The organism is Microlunatus antarcticus, assembly GCF_014193425.1.
Lineage (GTDB): Bacteria > Actinomycetota > Actinomycetes > Propionibacteriales > Propionibacteriaceae > Microlunatus > Microlunatus antarcticus.
In genome coordinates this window covers 964,225-979,452 of record NZ_JACHZG010000001.1, presented here as the reverse complement: position 1 = coordinate 979,452, position 15,228 = coordinate 964,225, and the positions used below count along the sequence as shown (strand labels likewise).

Below are 15,228 nucleotides of genomic sequence, written 5' to 3'. Positions count from 1 at the left end.
CCCGTGGTCCGGTGGGAGCACCGTAGTGGGCGCGGCGTACCGACACGTGCAGATCGCGTTACGGCGCCGCTACGCCGCTACGCCGCTCGCGCGGCTGCTCCCCTCAGGCGACGGGGCGCGCGTCCAGCCGCTTGCCGAGCACGAAGGAGGTGATCCACAGCGCCAGGAACATGCCGCCCACGACGAACATCGCCGGTGTCAGGAAGCCGAGCAGGATCCCCGCGAGCTGGGTGACCCAGCCGATCGGGTAGCCGACCGGTTTGCGCAGCAACGCGGCACCGAGCAGCGCCAGCACGGCCGCCCCGCTGCCGAGCAGCGCGGCGGGCAGCGGGTCGGCGTCGGAGACCAGGATCATCACGGGGATCGCCAGCGCGAAGACGACGACCTCGAAGAACAGGACCGACAGCAGCACGACCCGCATCGGGTTGCGCGGCGACAGGGTGATGGGCGACTCGGGCGGGACGCCCGCCGCGGCCGGGCTCGACGTGCTCATGTCCAGCTCTCCCGCTCCTCGTCGGTGGGCTCCTCGCCGCCGAGGTCACGCTCCAGGGGGTCCCAGTCGGCGTCGGCGTCGTCCTCGACGGGCGTGGCCGGCGCACCGGGGGCGCGCTCGGTCACCAGCAGGCCGCGCGCCTCGCCGACGAGCACGACCGAGCCGCTGAGCAGCACGCCGGGCGTGCCGACACCCTCGACCTCGGCCATCCCGACGGCCGCCTCGATGGCGTCGTCGAGGCGCGGGGCGACGGTGACGCGCTCGGCGCCGAAGATCTCGGCCGCCAGCTCGCCCAGCTCCTCGGCCGGCATGCCGCGGCTCGTCGAGGCGACCTGGGTGACGACCACGTGGGTCAGCGCGGGCTCGAACGTCTCGAGCAGCCCGCGAACGTCCTTGTCGGCCATCACGCCGATCACGCCGACGAGCGGGTTGAGGTCGAAGGCCTCCTCGAGCGCGGCGACGACGGCAGCGGCTCCGTGGGGGTTGTGCGCCGCGTCGAGCAGGACCGTCGGCGAGCGGCGGACGACCTCGAGCCGCCCGGGCACGGTGACGCTGGCGAAGCCGTCGCGCACCACGTCGGGGTTGAGCGCCTTGAGGCCGAGGAACGCCTCGACCGCGGCCAGGGCGAGCCCGGCGTTGGACGCCTGGTGGGCACCGTGCAGCGGGATGAAGACGTCCTCGACCGGGCCCTCCGCGCCGTTCAGCCGGACGAGCTGGCCGTCGACGGCGAGCTGGCGGCCCAGCACGCCGAAGTCGATGCCCTCGCGCTGCGGCAGCGCACCGACCTCCGCGCAGCGCTCGAGCAGCACCTGGGCCGCCTCGAGCGACTGGCCGGCCAGGATCGCGTGCGCGCCGGGCTTGATGATCCCGGCCTTCTCACGGGCGATCTCGGCGACGGTCGAGCCCAGCAGGTGGGTGTGGTCGAGGTCGATCGGGGTGACGACGGCGACGCCGCCGTCGGCCACGTTCGTCGCGTCCCACGTGCCGCCGAGCCCGACCTCGATCACCGCGACGTCCACCGGGGCGTCGGCGAAGGCGGCGAAGGCCATCGCGGTCATGATCTCGAAGAACGTGCAGGCGACGCCGTCGATCTGCTGCTCGTCGACGATGGCCACGTACGGCTCGAGCTCGCCCCACACCTCGTCGAAGCGCTCGTCGGAGATCGGCTCGCCGTCGATGGTGATGCGCTCGGTCAGCGCGGTCAGGTGCGGGCTGGTGAAGCGGCCGGTGCGCAGGCCGGCGGCGCGCAGCAGCGACTCGATCATGGCGGTCGTGCTGCCCTTGCCGTTGGTGCCCGTCACGTGGATCACGGGGTAGGCGCGCTGCGGGTCGCCCAGCAGCTCCGTGAGGGCCGTGATGCGGCCGAGCGAGGGCGCGACGCGGTGCTCCGGCCAGCGGCTCGTGAGGTCCCGCACGACGGAGGCGTGCGTACGGTGCTCGGTAGCGGTGGCGGAGGTCTCGACGGGCGTCGCGGTGTCAGGCATGGCGCTTGCAAGTCTAGGTCCGCGCCCGTTACCTAAGATTGCTCCTCGTGACCACCACCGCCCCCGCACCGGCGATCCCCGACCGCCCCGCCCTGGAAGGGCTCGAGGAGCGCTGGCTCGACACCTGGCGCACCGAAGGGACGTACGCGTTCGTGCGGCCCGAGGGTGACCCGGCCGCCGCCCGGACCCAGGTCTTCAGCATCGACACCCCGCCGCCGACGGTGTCCGGCTCGCTGCACGTGGGCCACGTCTTCTCCTACACCCACACCGACCTGGTCGCGCGCTACCAGCGGATGACCGGCAAGCACGTCTTCTACCCCATCGGCTGGGACGACAACGGCCTGCCGACCGAGCGCCGCGTGCAGAACTACTACGGCGTGCGCTGCGACCCGACGGTGGCGTACGACCCCGACTTCACCCCGCCGGAGAAGCCCGACCCCAAGCACCAGCTGCCGATCAGCCGGAAGAACTTCGTCGCGCTGTGCCACGAGCTCACCCACCTCGACGAGCGCACGTTCGAGGACCTGTGGCGCCGCGTCGGGCTCAGCGTGGACTGGTCGAGCCTCTACACGACGATCTCCGACGACAGCCAGACCGTCGCCCAGAAGGCGTTCCTGCGCAACATCGCCCGCGGCGAGGCGTACCTCTCCGAGGCCCCGACCCTGTGGGACGTGACCTACCAGACCGCGGTCGCCCAGGCCGAGCTCGAGGCGCGCGACTACCCCGGCGCCTACCACCGGGTGGCGTTCACGCGCACCGACGGCGGCGGGCCGGTCTACGTCGAGACCACGCGGCCCGAGCTGATCGCCGCCTGCGTCGCCCTGATCGCGCACCCCGGCGACGAGCGCTACGCCGACCTGATCGGCCAGACGGTGATCTCCCCGCTGTACGGGGTGGAGCTCCCGGTGATCGCGCACGAGGCCGCCGAGCCCGACAAGGGGTCCGGCCTGGTCATGTGCTGCACGTTCGGCGACCTGACCGACGTCACCTGGTGGCGCGAGCTGCGGCTGCCGACGCGGGTGATCATCGGCCGCGACGGACGCATCCTGCGTGAGCGGCCGGAGTGGATCACCGACGGTCCCGCCGTCGCGGCGTGGGACGCGATCACCGGCAAGACGACGTTCTCGGCCCGCGAGGCCGTGGTGGCCGGGCTGCGCGAGGCGGGCGCCCTGGACGGCGAGCCGAAGCCGACGCAGCGCATGGCGAACTTCTACGAGAAGGGCGACAAGCCCCTCGAGATCGTCTCGACGCGCCAGTGGTACATCCGTAACGGCGGCCGGGACGCCGCGCTGAAGGCCACGTTCCTGGAGCGCGGCGAGGAGCTGGCCTGGGTCCCGCAGCACATGAAGTACCGCTACGACAACTGGGTCAACGGCCTGAACGGCGACTGGCTGGTGTCGCGGCAGCGGTTCTTCGGGGTGCCGTTCCCGGTCTGGTACCCGGTCGACGCCGACGGCGACCCCGTCTACGCGCACCCGATCGTGCCGACCGAGGACCGGCTGCCGGTCGACCCCAGCAGCGACGTGCCCGACGGCTACACCGAGGACCAGCGCGGGCAGACCGGCGGCTTCGTGGCCGACCCCGACGTGATGGACACCTGGGCGATCTCGTCGCTCTCGCCGCAGATCGTGTGCGGCTGGGAGCGCGACCCGGAGCTCTTCGCCCTCACGTTCCCGATGGACCTGAACACCCACGCGCACGAGATCATCCGGACCTGGCTGTTCTCCCGCGTCGTCCGTGCCCACTACGAGAACCACTCGCTGCCCTGGACGCGTTCCATGATCAGCGGGTTCGTGATGGACCCCGACCGCAAGAAGATGAGCAAGTCGAAGGGCAACGTCGTCGTGCCCACCGAGATCCTCGAGCGCTACGGCTCCGACGCCGTGCGCTGGCGGGCGGCGAAGGCCCGCCCGGGGATGGACTCCCCCTTCGACGAGCGAGAGATGAAGGTCGGTCGCCGCCTCGCGCTGAAGGTGCTGAACGCGAGCAAGTTCGTGCTGACGTTCGGCGTCGGCGCCGGCTCGCTCGACGCGTCCGCCGTGACCGAGCCGGCCGACCAGGCCCTCCTGGCCGGGCTCGCCCGGGTCGTGGAGTCGGCGACCGCGTCGTTCAAGGCGTACGACTACACCGGCGCGCTGGACGTGACCGAGTCGTTCTTCTGGTCGTTCTGCGACGACTACCTCGAGCTGGTCAAGGAGCGTGCGTACGGGGCGCAGGGCGAGCAGGCCGCCGCCTCGGCCCGCGCGACCCTGGGTCTCGCGCTCGACGTGCTGCTGCGGCTGCTCGCGCCGATCATGCCGTTCTGCACCGAGGAGGTGTGGTCGTGGTGGCAGGAGGGCTCGATCCACCACGCGGCCTGGCCCTCCGCGGCCGAGCTCGACCGCGGGCTCCAGGGTGCCGGCGACCCGGCTCTGCTCGAGGACCTCGCCGCCGCCCTGGCCGCCCTCCGCGGCGCGAAGTCCTCGGCCAAGGTCTCCATGAAGACCGAGGTGACGAAGGCGTCGTTCACCGGGAGGGTCGACCGGCTGCGGCTGATCGAGGCCGACCTGCGGGCCGTCGGCCGGATCACCGGCGAGGTGACCTGGGAGCCCACCGACGCGCCGGTGAGCGCCGAGGTCACCCTCGCCGAGGCGAGCAACGCTCCCTGAGCCTGTCGAAGGGCCTCGAAGAGGTTGGCGTCCTGACGCCTACGCGACGTCGATGAGGACCTTGCCGACGGCGTCGTTCTCGACGGCGTCGTGAGCAGCGGCCGTCTGCTCGAGCGGGAACCGGATGATCGGCAGCCCGGCGGCCTCGCCGACGTCGAGGACGCCGGCCTTCAGTGCCGCCGTGATGTCCTCGGCCGCGACCTGCAGGGCGTCCTCGCCGACGGTGTAGAGCAGCAGGCCCTGGAACCGCAGGTTCCGGGCGAAGAACGGCCGTACGTCCAGCTCGACGCTGTCGCCGCCGTTGTTGGCGTAGACCGCGATGGTCCCGTGTTTCTTGGTCACGGCCAGGTCGAGAGCCGCGTTGGGGCCGGGCGCCACCTCGACGACGATGTCCACGCCGTCGGGGACGACCTCGAGGACCGCCGCCGCGGCGTCCGACTCGCGGTAGTTGACGACGTGGTGCGCACCCGCGGCCCGGGCCAGCGCGGCCTTGGCCTCGCTGCTCACCGTGGTGACGACGGTGGCGCCGGCCCAGCGGGCCAGCTGGATGGCGGCGTGCCCGACGGCGCCCGCTCCCCCGGCGACGAGGACGACCTTGTCGGTCAGAGCCCCGGGCGCAAGACGCGACGGGCCCTGGTCGGAGACGGTGAGCGCGCGGTGCGCGGTCATGGCCGGGACGCCGAGCGAGGCGGCGACGTCGAAGGAGATGCCGTCCGGGAGCCGGACGACGTGCTCGACCGGGATGGTCACGTACTCCTGCGCGGTGCCCGAGGGCGACCGGTGCTGGGAGAGGAAGAGCCAGACGCGGTCCCCGACCTCGAGCTGCGGGTTGAGCTCGGCCGCCTCCGGGCTGATCGCGTCGACGGTGCCGGCACCGTCCTGGTTGGGCGTCACCTCCGCGAAGGGGAGGTCGTCGCCGGGCTTGCTGCCCACGCGGGACTTCCAGTCGGTCGGGTTGACGCCGGAGACGGCGATGTTCACGCGGACCTCGCCGGGTCCGGGCTCGGGTACGGGACGCTCGACGAGCTCGAGGACGGACGGGTCGCCGGTGGTGCGGTAGACGATGCTCTTCATGTCTGGTCAAGTCCGGCGGCGGCGCAGTTCTTCCCGCATAGGCTTCGCGGGTGCTTCTCTCCGACTTCACCGCCACCTCCCTGACCGGCGTCGAGACCCCGCTCTCGACGTACGCCGGCCAGGTCGTCGTGATCGCCAACACCGCCTCGAAGTGCGGGCTCACGCCGCAGTACGAGGGCCTCGAGCGCCTCTACCGCGAGCACAAGGACGAGGGCCTCGTCGTCCTCGGCTTCCCGTGCGACCAGTTCGGCCACCAGGAACCGGGCGAGGCCGAGGAGATCTCCGACTTCTGCACCATGAACTACGGCGTCACGTTCCCGATGTTCGCCAAGATCGAGGTGAACGGCGACGGCGCCCACCCGCTGTTCCAGTGGCTCAAGAAGGAACGTTCCGGGCTGCTCGGCGGCGCGATCAAGTGGAACTTCACCAAGTTCCTCGTCGGCCGCGACGGCACGGTCCTCGATCGCTTCGCCCCGACGACGACCCCCGACGCCCTCGAACCCGACGTGAAGGCCGCCCTGTCCGCCTGAGTCGCGGGTGACCGGCCGCGCCCTCGCCCTGGTGACCACTGGTCACTCCCGGCAGCAGCGCACTGACCACTGGTCACTCCCGGCAGCAGCGCGCTGACCACTGGTCACTTTGGCCTTGTCTTCGAGGTCTCCTGGGCTCGTCACTGACCACTGGTCGTTGACGCCGCGGTCGCCGGCCACCTCCTGAGTTCAGCGCACCGGCGCGGTTCCAGGTCGGTCACGTGCTCCTCGGGGACTTTTCCCCAGGACACCAGGCGCTTCGTCCACAGGTCACGGCACCAGCGGCACGGCACGACGTACGGCGACCAGACTTCACCGTGGACCCCGTGCGAGGCAGTGCACCCGCTTCTCGTTGGCAGCGAGTTGCTCGGGGACTGTGGTCGCCACCGGTCGACGCGCTCTCCTTCGACCAACAGCTTCGGGCCTGGTCCCTCGTGCTGCCTCCAGCCGCCGGGTTCACCCATCTGACGGCCGCCGAGGCCTACGGCTGGTGGCTCCCCGAGGCTCCCCCGCACCCCGTGTTCGCGGCCATGTCGGCAGCCGAACCGCGACCCCGCCGCCCGGGCCTTCTCGTGTTCCGTCATCCCTGTCCGCCAGCTGTTCAGGAAGTCCGCGGCCTCCGACTCACGACGCCGGCCGAGACGCTTCTCGCCCTGGCCCGCGACCTGGCGCCGCTCGACCTCGTGGTGCTGGCGGACTCGGCGGTTCGACGAGGCGACGTCAGCGTCGACGAGCTCTGCACCATCGCGACCGGGACAAGACGTCGCGGGGCGCCGGCTCTGCGTGCGCTGCTACCCCTGATCGACCCACGGAGCGAGTCGGCGTGGGAGTCGATCATGCGCCTGCTGCACCGGGCGGCTGACATCCCCGTCGAGCCTCAGCACGAGCTGTTCGGCAAGGACGGAGGGTTCGTCGCACGCGCCGACCTGTGGGTCTGCGGAACGCGACGCGTGCACGAGTACGACGGCGGCGGCCACCGGGACCCGGAGGTCCACGAGTCCGACCTCGCCCGCGACCGAGCCATCTCCCTGGCGAGGTGGGAGCGGCACGGGTTCACCCGTCGGCATCTGCTGAATGGCGGCGCGTCGATCGTCAGGGCAACCGACGAACTGCTGGGCCGGCCCCACGAGCCGAGCCGCGTGGATCACTGGGAGAACGCGCTCAACGCCTCGATGCTGCGGCGCCCCGGACTCACTCGCGTACGGCGCCGCTGGGGTCTGATCTAAGCGTTCAGCGCCACGAGGCGGCCACTGGTCGCTTCTGAGCCCGCGGAAGTAGCCAGTGGTCGGTGCGGCCTCCGGAACGCTGGTCAGTCTCGGCGGCATCGACCACTGGTCATTCCCGGAGCAGCAGAAGTGACCAGTGGTCAGTCAAGACCGGTACCCAGTGCCTGGAGCCGCCGAAAGTGACCAGTGGTCACTGGGGACGTGCGCTCGCTCCTCGACGCAGAAAGTGGTCAGCCTAGGCAGCTTCAGACGGGTCTGAAGGGCTCGGACTGACCACTTTCGGGAGAAGCGGAGGGGCTAGGCGGACTTCTCGCGACGCTCGCGCTTGGCGAACTTCTCGCGCGGGACCAGCGTGGGCAGGGCCGCATCGCGGACGACCTCGCCGGTGATGACGACCTGGGCGATGTCCTCGCTGCTGGGGACGTCGTACATGACGTTGAGCAGGACCTCTTCGAGGATCGCGCGAAGGCCGCGGGCGCCGGTCCCGCGCAGGAGCGCGAGGTCGGCGATCGCCTCCACCGCGTCCGGGGAGAACTCGAGATCCACCCCGTCGAGCTCGAAGAGCTTGCGGAACTGCTTGATCAGCGCGTTGCGGGGCTCCACCAGGATGCGGATGAGCGCGTCCCGGTCGAGCGGGGCGACCGACGCGATCATCGGGAGCCGTCCGATGAACTCGGGGATCAGGCCGAACTTCACCAGGTCCTCGGGCCGGACGTCCGCGTACGGGTCCTCGCTCTCGGGCTTGCGTGACATCAGGGCGTTGTTGAAGCCGAGCGGCCGCTTGCCGACGCGGGAGGACACGATGTGCTCGAGGCCGGCGAACGCGCCGCCGACGATGAACAGCACGTTCGTGGTGTCGATCTGGATGAAGTCCTGGTGCGGGTGCTTGCGCCCGCCCTGCGGCGGGACCGACGCCGAGGTGCCCTCGAGGATCTTGAGCAGCGCCTGCTGGACGCCCTCGCCGGACACGTCGCGGGTGATCGACGGGTTCTCGCTCTTTCGGGCGATCTTGTCGACCTCGTCGATGTAGATGATCCCGGTCTCGGCCTTCTTGACGTCGAAGTCCGCCGCCTGGATCAGCTTGAGCAGGATGTTCTCGACGTCCTCGCCGACGTAGCCCGCCTCGGTGAGCGCGGTGGCGTCGGCGATGGCGAAGGGAACGTTGAGCATCTTGGCCAGCGTCTGCGCCAGGTACGTCTTGCCGCAGCCGGTGGGGCCGATCAGCAGGATGTTGCTCTTGCCGAGCTCCACCCCGTCGTCATCGCCACGCTTCCCGGCACCGTTCGCCTGGGCCTGCACGCGCTTGTAGTGGTTGTAGACCGCGACCGCGAGCGCCTTCTTGGCGTTGCCCTGCCCGATCACGTAGCCGTCGAGGAACTGACGGATCTGGTGCGGCTTGGGCAGCTCGTCGAGCAGCCCGACCTCACCGGTCTCGGAGAACTCTTCCTCGATGATCTCGTTGCAGAGGTCGATGCACTCGTCGCAGATGTAGACGCCGGGCCCCGCGATGAGCTTCTTGACCTGCTTCTGGCTCTTGCCGCAGAACGAGCACTTGAGGAGGTCGCCGCTCTCGCCGATCCGGGCCACGCTGTCTCCTCTACTTCGCTGCACCAGCGGCACAGTCGTGTCCGCCCGGGGGGGATTCCGTGGTGCCCCACACCCTAAGCCCCGGGCGATCCGGATGGGGGGACATCAGCAGGAGAGCCGGAGCCGCTCCTGCCGGGACGGGGAGCCGCGCCGGAGGTCTCCGAGCGCGGCGCCCCGTGCGCGGTCAGACCGGGACGGCCTTCAGCGAGGTCAGGATCTCGTCGATGATCCCGTACTCGAGCGCCTGCTCGGCAGTCAGGTACTTGTCGCGCTCGATGTCGTGGCTGACCTCGTCGGTCGTCTTGCCGGTGTCGGTCGCCAGCATGTCCTCCATGAGCGAGCGGATCCGGAGGATCTCCCGCGCCTGGATCTCGATGTCGGAGGACTGGCCGTAGCCGCCCTCCGTCGCCGGCTGGTGGATGAGGATGCGGCTGTTCGGCAGCGCGAGCCGCTTGCCCTTGGTGCCGGCCGCGAGGATCACGGCGGCCGCAGAGGCGGCCTGACCGAGGCAGACCGTACGCACGTCGGGCTTGATGTAGCGCATCGTGTCGTAGATGGCGGTCAGCGCGGTGAACGAGCCGCCCGGGGAGTTGATGTAGATCTCGATGTCGCGGTCGGCGTCCATCTGCTGCAGGCAGAGCAGCTGGGCCATCACGGCGTTCGCGATCTCGTCGCTGATCGGGGTGCCGAGGAAGATGATCCGGTCCTCGAACAGCTTGGTGTACGGGTCGATGCGCCGCATCCCGTAGGAGGTGCGCTCCTCCCACTGCGGGATGTAGTAGTCCATCGTCGGCGCGAAGGGCTGGCCCTCGGCCGTGGGCCCGGCGAAGCCGAGCGGCGTGGCGAACGTGCTCACAGGGATTCGCCCTTTCTGAGAAGTCGAGGGGGTCACTGGTTGGGCGCTTCGGCCTGGCTGGCAGGGATCTGCGCCGCGGAGGTGTACACGTGGTCGATCTGGCCGTACTTGAGCGCGTCCTCGGCGGTGAACCAGCGGTCGCGGTCGGAGTCGGCCTCGATCTGCTCCAGCGTCTGGCCGGTGTGCTCGGCGATGAGCTTCTGCATCACCGACTTGATGTGCAGGGACTGCTCGGCCTGGATCCGGATGTCGCTCGCCGTGCCGCCGAGGCCGCCGGAGGGCTGGTGCATCATGATCCGGCTGTGCGGCAGGGCGTACCGCTTGCCCTTGGTGCCGGCGCAGAGCAGGAACTGCCCCATCGACGCCGCGAGGCCCATGGCCACGGTGGCGACGTCGTTGGAGATCCAGTTCATGGTGTCGTAGATCGCCATGCCCGAGTCGACTGAGCCGCCCGGGGAGTTGATGTAGAGGAAGATGTCGCGGTGCGGGTCCTCGGCGTTGAGCAGGAGCATCTGCGCGCAGATCGCGTTCGCGTTCTCGTCGCGCACCTCGGAACCGAGGAAGATGATCCGGTTGGCGAGGAGCGACTGGTAGACGTTGTCGTCCAGCCCGATGCCACCGCTGCGGCCGGCGGCACGAGGCCCGGGAACCGCGGCGTGGGGGCCGTTGTAGGAGGCGTTCACGGTCCCGAACCTACCCGGAGGGACTGACACAACGGGGGGGTCGCGGCTGCTGTTCGCTGTCGGCGCAGTGCGCGGACGCACCTGCGGACAGGCCGAGGGGCGACCCGGCCTGGTGGCCGTGCCGCCCCTCGCTCCCGTGTCACGACGAAGCCGGCGGTGCTCCCCCGAGCCGCTCCCCGACCGTCGTGCCTGGGCTCTTCCAGTGTGGCGCGGAAATCTCGGTATCGGCTCTGCGACCTGTCAGCCTTGCGTCAAGGTCGCGCGCCGGTCCCGCGCCGGCGTCGTGTCAGGCCTGGCGACCCTCGTCCTCGTCGCCGTCCTGCTGACCCTCGGTCTCGGCGTCCTGCTGCCCCTCGTCCTGCACGTCGGCCGTGACCGCCGCGGCGACGGCCTCGTCCTGGAGGTCGCCCTCAGGCGTGCCCAGCGAGCCGTCCTCACGGATCTGGGTGAGGTCGAGCCGCTCGCCGTTGCCGTCCGTCACGGTCGCGGCCTCCACGACCGAGGCCAGCGCCTTGCCGCGCCGGATCTCGACCATGTACTCCTCGATGTGGTGCGGGTGCTCTTGGAGGTGCTCCGCGATCTGCTGCGGCGCGGTGCCCTCCGCCTGCGCCTTGCGCAGGATGTGCTGGGTGAGGTCGTTCTGGTCGACGCCGATCTCGGAGCTCTCCGCGACCTTGTCGAGCACCATCTGCGCCTTGAGAGACTGGGTCGAGCGACGCTCGACGTCCGCCCAGAACTCGTCCTCGGTCTGCGTGCTGTCCTCGCTGTCGGTGAGGTACTGCTCCAGCGTCAGACCGGCCTGCGCGAGCTGGTTGGTGATCTGCTGGCGGCGGCCGTCGAGCTCGCCGGCGAGCAGGTTCTCGGGCACCGCGACGTCGATGGCGTCGACGAGCGCCTCGAGCACCGCGTCGCGGGCCTGCGTGGCCTGCTCGAGCCGGGCCGCGTTGGTGGCCATCGTGGTGATGCTCGCCCGCAGCTCCTCGAGCGTGTCGAACTCCGACGCCTCCTGCGCGAAGTCGTCGTCGAGCTCGGGCAGCTCCTGCGCCTGCACCTTGGTCACCGTGACCTCGATGTCGGCGTCCTCGTCCTTCAGCGGCCCGCCGACCAGCTTGGAGCGGAACGCGGCGGACTCGCCGACCGACAGGCCGGTGACGGCCTCGTCGAGCCCGTCGAGCATCTGACCGGAGCCGACCGTGTACTCGATGTCCTCGGCGGTCGCGTCCGGCAGCGCCTCGCCGTTCTCGCTGGCCACGAGGGACAGGGTGACGATGTCGCCGTCGGCGGCGGGGCGCTCGGCGGTGGTGCGGCTGCCGAAGCGGCGACGCAGGACCTCGAGCTGGTCGTCGACGATCCCGTCGGCCACCTCGAGCGTGTCCACCTGCACGGAGATGCCGGCGGGGTCGGGGACCTCGAACTCGGGGCGGACGTCGACCTCGGCGGTGAACTCGATGAGGTCACCGTCCTCGAGCTTGGTGACCTCGACCTCGGGCTGCGCCAGCGGGGTCAGCTGGTTGGCCGTGACGGCCTCGCCGTAGAAGCGCGACCACGAGTCGTTGAACGCCTCCTGGATCACCACGCCGCGCCCGAAGCGCTGGTCGATGACCATCGGCGGCACCTTGCCACGACGGAAGCCCGGGACGTTGATCGTGCGCGCGATGTCGGCGTACGCCTTGTCCAAGCTGGGCTTCAGGTCCTTGAAGGGGACCTCGACGGTGATCTTGACCCGCGTGGGGCTGAGCTGCTCGACGGTGCTGGGCACGGTGTTCGGGACTCCTGGAGATCTGGGCTGGGGTGACGGCGCGCGGAGGTACCCCTCGCGCCCGCTCGACGTTCAAGCGTACGGGGCGCCCGGGCACGTGCACCAATCCAGGCGCCCGGTCCGCTCAGCGTGCGCCCGCACCGTCCCCGTTCGTCGTCGCCGGGCCGGTCAGGCCCTGCGTCATCTTCGTCGCCGACCGCTCCACGAGCGCCTGCAGGTCGAGGCCGGTGGCGGTCTTCAGCATCTGCAGCGTCTGGGCCACGTTGTCGGTGACCTGCCGGGGCAGCGCACCGGCCCCGTCCGAGGAGATGATCGTGAGGTTGTCGATCGCGGAGATCGGGGCCGCCACCTCCTTCGCGATCTGCGGGAGCACCTCGATGAGCATCTGCAGCACCGCGGCCTCGTTGTAGTGCGCGAACGCGTCGGCCCGCTTGTTCATCGCCTCCGCCTCGGCCTGGCCCATGGCGAGCGTCGCCGCCGCCGTCGCCTCGCCCTCGGCCCGCGTCGCCTCGGCCTGGGCGATGCGGAGCGCCCTGGTCGCCTCGCCGCGCTTGATGCCCTCGATCGCGTCGGCCTCCGCCAGCGAGGCGCGCCGCGCGCGCTCGGCCTCACCGGTGAGCCGGTCCTCCTCCGCCTTGGCCTGCGCCCCCGCGATGGTGGCGGCCTTGCGGGCCTCCGCGGCCGCGATCTGCGCGTTGCGCGAGCCCTCGGCCTCCTGCTCCACCTTGTAGCGGTTGGCGTCGGCGGGCTTGCGCACCTGCGTCTCGAGCTGCCGCTCGGTCAGGGCTGCCTGCCGTACGGCGACCTTCTCCTGCTCGAGCAGGATCGCCTGGTCGCGGTCGGCCTGGGCCAACGGACCTGCGGAGGCCGCCCGGGCCGAGGCAGCGTCGGTCTCCGACTTGATCTCGGCCACGCGCAGCGCGAGCGCCCGCTGGGCCACGGCGATCTCCTCCTCGGACTTGATCCGGGCCTGTTCCGCGGCCTGGCGCGCGTTCGCCTCCGCGATGGCGGCGGTCTGACCGATTCGGGCGGCCTCGGGACGTCCGAGGTCGGCGAGATAGCTGCCGTCGTCGGTCACGTCCTGGATCTGGAACGTGTCGAGGATGAGGCCCTGACCGGTGAGCGAGTTCTCCGACTCGTCCGCCACCCGCTGCGCGAACGCCGCCCGGTCGCGGATGATCTGCTCGACGGTAAGCCCGCCGACGATGGAGCGCAGCGCGCCGGCCAGCACCTCCTGCGTGAACGGCTCGATCTCCCCCTGCTGCGACATGAAGCGCTGCCCGGCGAGGCGGATCTGGTCGGCGTTGCCGCCGACCTTGACGATCGCGACGCCCTCGACGTTGAGCTTGATCCCCTGCCCGGACACGGCGCCCCGGATCTGCACCGAGATCCGCCGGCTGGACAGGTCCATGGTGGCGAGGCGCTGGACGAACGGGATCACGAACGACCCGCCGCCGAGCACGACCTTCTGCCCGGACAGGTCGGTGGTCAGCTCCCCGGTCTCCGGGTTGAGCACCGCCTTGCCCTTGCGGCCGGTGACGATGAAGGCCTGGTTCGGGCCCGCGACCTTGTAGCGGCTCGTCACCAGGAGGACCAGCAGGATCACGAGGACGACGAGACCGGCGATCGGGTACAGCAGGTCGGGCACGGAGGGGCCTTTCTACAGGGCGGTGCCGGAGGACGGACGTGCGTGTCGCACGTCCGGGAGGACCAGGGTCGAGCACGGGAGGGTCACGCGAGCTCGCCGCGTACGGGGGCGACGGACACGGCCGTCGGCGAGAGGACGGCGGTCACGTAGACCTCGGTGCCCGGCTCGACCGCGCGCTCGGCGCGGGCGTTGAGCTGGAGGGAGTGACCGCCCACCACGACCCGCACCACGCCGAAGCCGCCCTCGGGGATGCCCGTCACGACCTTCGCGTCGCGCCCGACCGCGTCCGCGGTGGTGACGGTCGCGTCGCTCCCGCCGCCCCGGACGAGGCGGGTGAGCCAGGAGGCGAACCAGCCGAACGCCGCCCCGACGACCGCGCCGACGGTGACGGCGAGCCAGAGCGGCGCGTCAAGACCCTCGCTGAGCGCGGCCCCGAACCCGAACGCGGACACGAAGCCGCCGATGACCGCGCTCGAGAAGACGTCGCCGGCCAGCGCGTCGAGCGCCCCGCCGAACAGGTCCCCGAGGACCAGCGAGAGGGCCAGCAGCACGAGCCCCACCACGCCGAGGACCAGGAAGACCGTCACCGTCGACTCCTCCTGGGCCGGACCGGCCCTGCGACAGGATCGTAGGGCTGACCGGCTCCGCGCGGGGGCACTTCGGCCCACGGCGCCGCTAGGGTCGGCCGGTGCCCACCCTCCTTCACCTGAACGGGCCGCCGGGGATCGGCAAGTCGACGCTGTCCGCGCTGTGGGCGGAACGTCATCCCGGCACGCTGAACCTCGACATCGACGTCCTCCACCCGCTGGTCGGGGGCTGGCGCGACCCGGAGCAGGACACCCACGCCCTCGCGCGACCGCTGGGCAAGGCGCTGGCGGCGACCCACCTCGGCGGCGGGAACGACGTCGTGCTCCCCCAGCTCCTCGCCCGGCTGAGCGAGGTCGAGGCGTTCGAGCGGATCGCGCACGAGCAGGGGGCGACGTTCCGCGAGGTCGTCCTGCTGGACGACCGTGCGGCGGCGATCGCCCGCTTCGACCGACGCCGAGACGAGACGCCCTGGAACCAGCACAACCGCCGGGTCGTCGCCGACCTGGGCGGGGACGCGTTCCTGGGCGAGATGTACGACCGTCTGCTCGCGGTGGTGGAGGCCCGCACGACCGCGGTGGTCGTCCGCAGCGTGCCGGACCGGGTCGAGGAGACGTACGCGGCACTGGAACGGGCCCTCGCGGCGCACTGAGCG

The 15,228-nt window shown here is 71.0% G+C and carries 13 protein-coding genes; 4 read left to right on the top strand and 9 right to left on the bottom strand.

Annotated elements, in window-relative coordinates; all coding sequences use genetic code 11:
- Positions 1-103: 103 nt before the first annotated feature.
- Together FHX39_RS04545 and FHX39_RS04540 are read right to left on the bottom strand one after the other, a co-directional pair.
- A complete protein-coding gene (locus FHX39_RS04545) occupies positions 104-493 on the bottom strand; it encodes a DUF4233 domain-containing protein (protein ID WP_198423256.1) in 390 nt (129 codons plus the stop codon).
- On the bottom strand, positions 490-1,977 hold the full coding sequence (locus FHX39_RS04540; protein ID WP_183336987.1) for a bifunctional folylpolyglutamate synthase/dihydrofolate synthase: 1,488 nt from the start codon (positions 1,975-1,977) through the stop codon (positions 490-492). The genes FHX39_RS04545 and FHX39_RS04540 overlap by 4 nt, the downstream gene beginning before the upstream one ends.
- A gap of 47 nt (positions 1,978-2,024) precedes the next feature.
- Between FHX39_RS04540 and valS the strand changes: the two genes are divergently transcribed.
- Positions 2,025-4,625: a valine--tRNA ligase gene (gene valS / locus FHX39_RS04535; RefSeq protein WP_332836663.1), complete on the top strand. Its 2,601-nt coding sequence runs from the start codon at positions 2,025-2,027 to the stop codon at positions 4,623-4,625.
- Positions 4,626-4,664: 39 nt separating this feature from the next.
- Here the strand turns inward: valS and FHX39_RS04530 are convergent, their stop codons facing one another.
- Complete coding sequence (locus FHX39_RS04530) at positions 4,665-5,699, bottom strand: NADPH:quinone reductase (RefSeq protein WP_183336985.1); 1,035 nt, start codon at positions 5,697-5,699, stop codon at positions 4,665-4,667.
- A 50-nt stretch (positions 5,700-5,749) separates the two neighbouring features.
- Here FHX39_RS04530 and FHX39_RS04525 point away from each other — a divergent pair, with 50 nt between their 5' ends.
- Complete coding sequence (locus FHX39_RS04525; RefSeq protein WP_183336984.1) at positions 5,750-6,229, top strand: glutathione peroxidase; 480 nt, start codon at positions 5,750-5,752, stop codon at positions 6,227-6,229.
- Between the two features lie 518 nt (positions 6,230-6,747).
- Positions 6,748-7,455, top strand: a complete 708-nt coding sequence (locus FHX39_RS04520) for a hypothetical protein (RefSeq protein ID WP_183336983.1) — start codon at positions 6,748-6,750, stop codon at positions 7,453-7,455.
- A 297-nt stretch (positions 7,456-7,752) separates the two neighbouring features.
- Here the strand turns inward: FHX39_RS04520 and clpX are convergent, their stop codons facing one another.
- The 6 genes from clpX to FHX39_RS04490 all read right to left on the bottom strand — a co-directional run bounded on the left by clpX (position 7,753) and on the right by FHX39_RS04490 (position 14,575).
- On the bottom strand, positions 7,753-9,042 hold the full coding sequence (gene clpX, locus FHX39_RS04515) for an ATP-dependent Clp protease ATP-binding subunit ClpX (protein ID WP_183336982.1): 1,290 nt from the start codon (positions 9,040-9,042) through the stop codon (positions 7,753-7,755).
- A 184-nt stretch (positions 9,043-9,226) separates the two neighbouring features.
- Complete coding sequence (locus tag FHX39_RS04510) at positions 9,227-9,829, bottom strand: ATP-dependent Clp protease proteolytic subunit (RefSeq protein WP_183340911.1); 603 nt, start codon at positions 9,827-9,829, stop codon at positions 9,227-9,229.
- 101 nt (positions 9,830-9,930) lie between these two features.
- Positions 9,931-10,581 (bottom strand): ATP-dependent Clp protease proteolytic subunit, encoded by a 651-nt coding sequence (locus FHX39_RS04505; protein ID WP_183336981.1) that lies wholly within the window; start codon positions 10,579-10,581, stop codon positions 9,931-9,933.
- A gap of 286 nt (positions 10,582-10,867) precedes the next feature.
- Positions 10,868-12,340, bottom strand: a complete 1,473-nt coding sequence (gene tig / locus FHX39_RS04500; protein ID WP_183336980.1) for a trigger factor — start codon at positions 12,338-12,340, stop codon at positions 10,868-10,870.
- A gap of 124 nt (positions 12,341-12,464) precedes the next feature.
- Positions 12,465-13,988, bottom strand: coding sequence for a flotillin family protein (locus FHX39_RS04495; RefSeq protein ID WP_183336979.1), 1,524 nt, complete (start codon positions 13,986-13,988; stop codon positions 12,465-12,467).
- 83 nt (positions 13,989-14,071) lie between these two features.
- Positions 14,072-14,575: a hypothetical protein gene (locus tag FHX39_RS04490; protein WP_183336978.1), complete on the bottom strand. Its 504-nt coding sequence runs from the start codon at positions 14,573-14,575 to the stop codon at positions 14,072-14,074.
- Positions 14,576-14,676: 101 nt separating this feature from the next.
- On the opposite strand from FHX39_RS04490, the gene FHX39_RS04485 reads away from it, so the two are divergent.
- Positions 14,677-15,225, top strand: a complete 549-nt coding sequence (locus tag FHX39_RS04485; protein WP_183336977.1) for an AAA family ATPase — start codon at positions 14,677-14,679, stop codon at positions 15,223-15,225.
- The last annotated feature ends 3 nt before the right edge of the window (positions 15,226-15,228 follow it).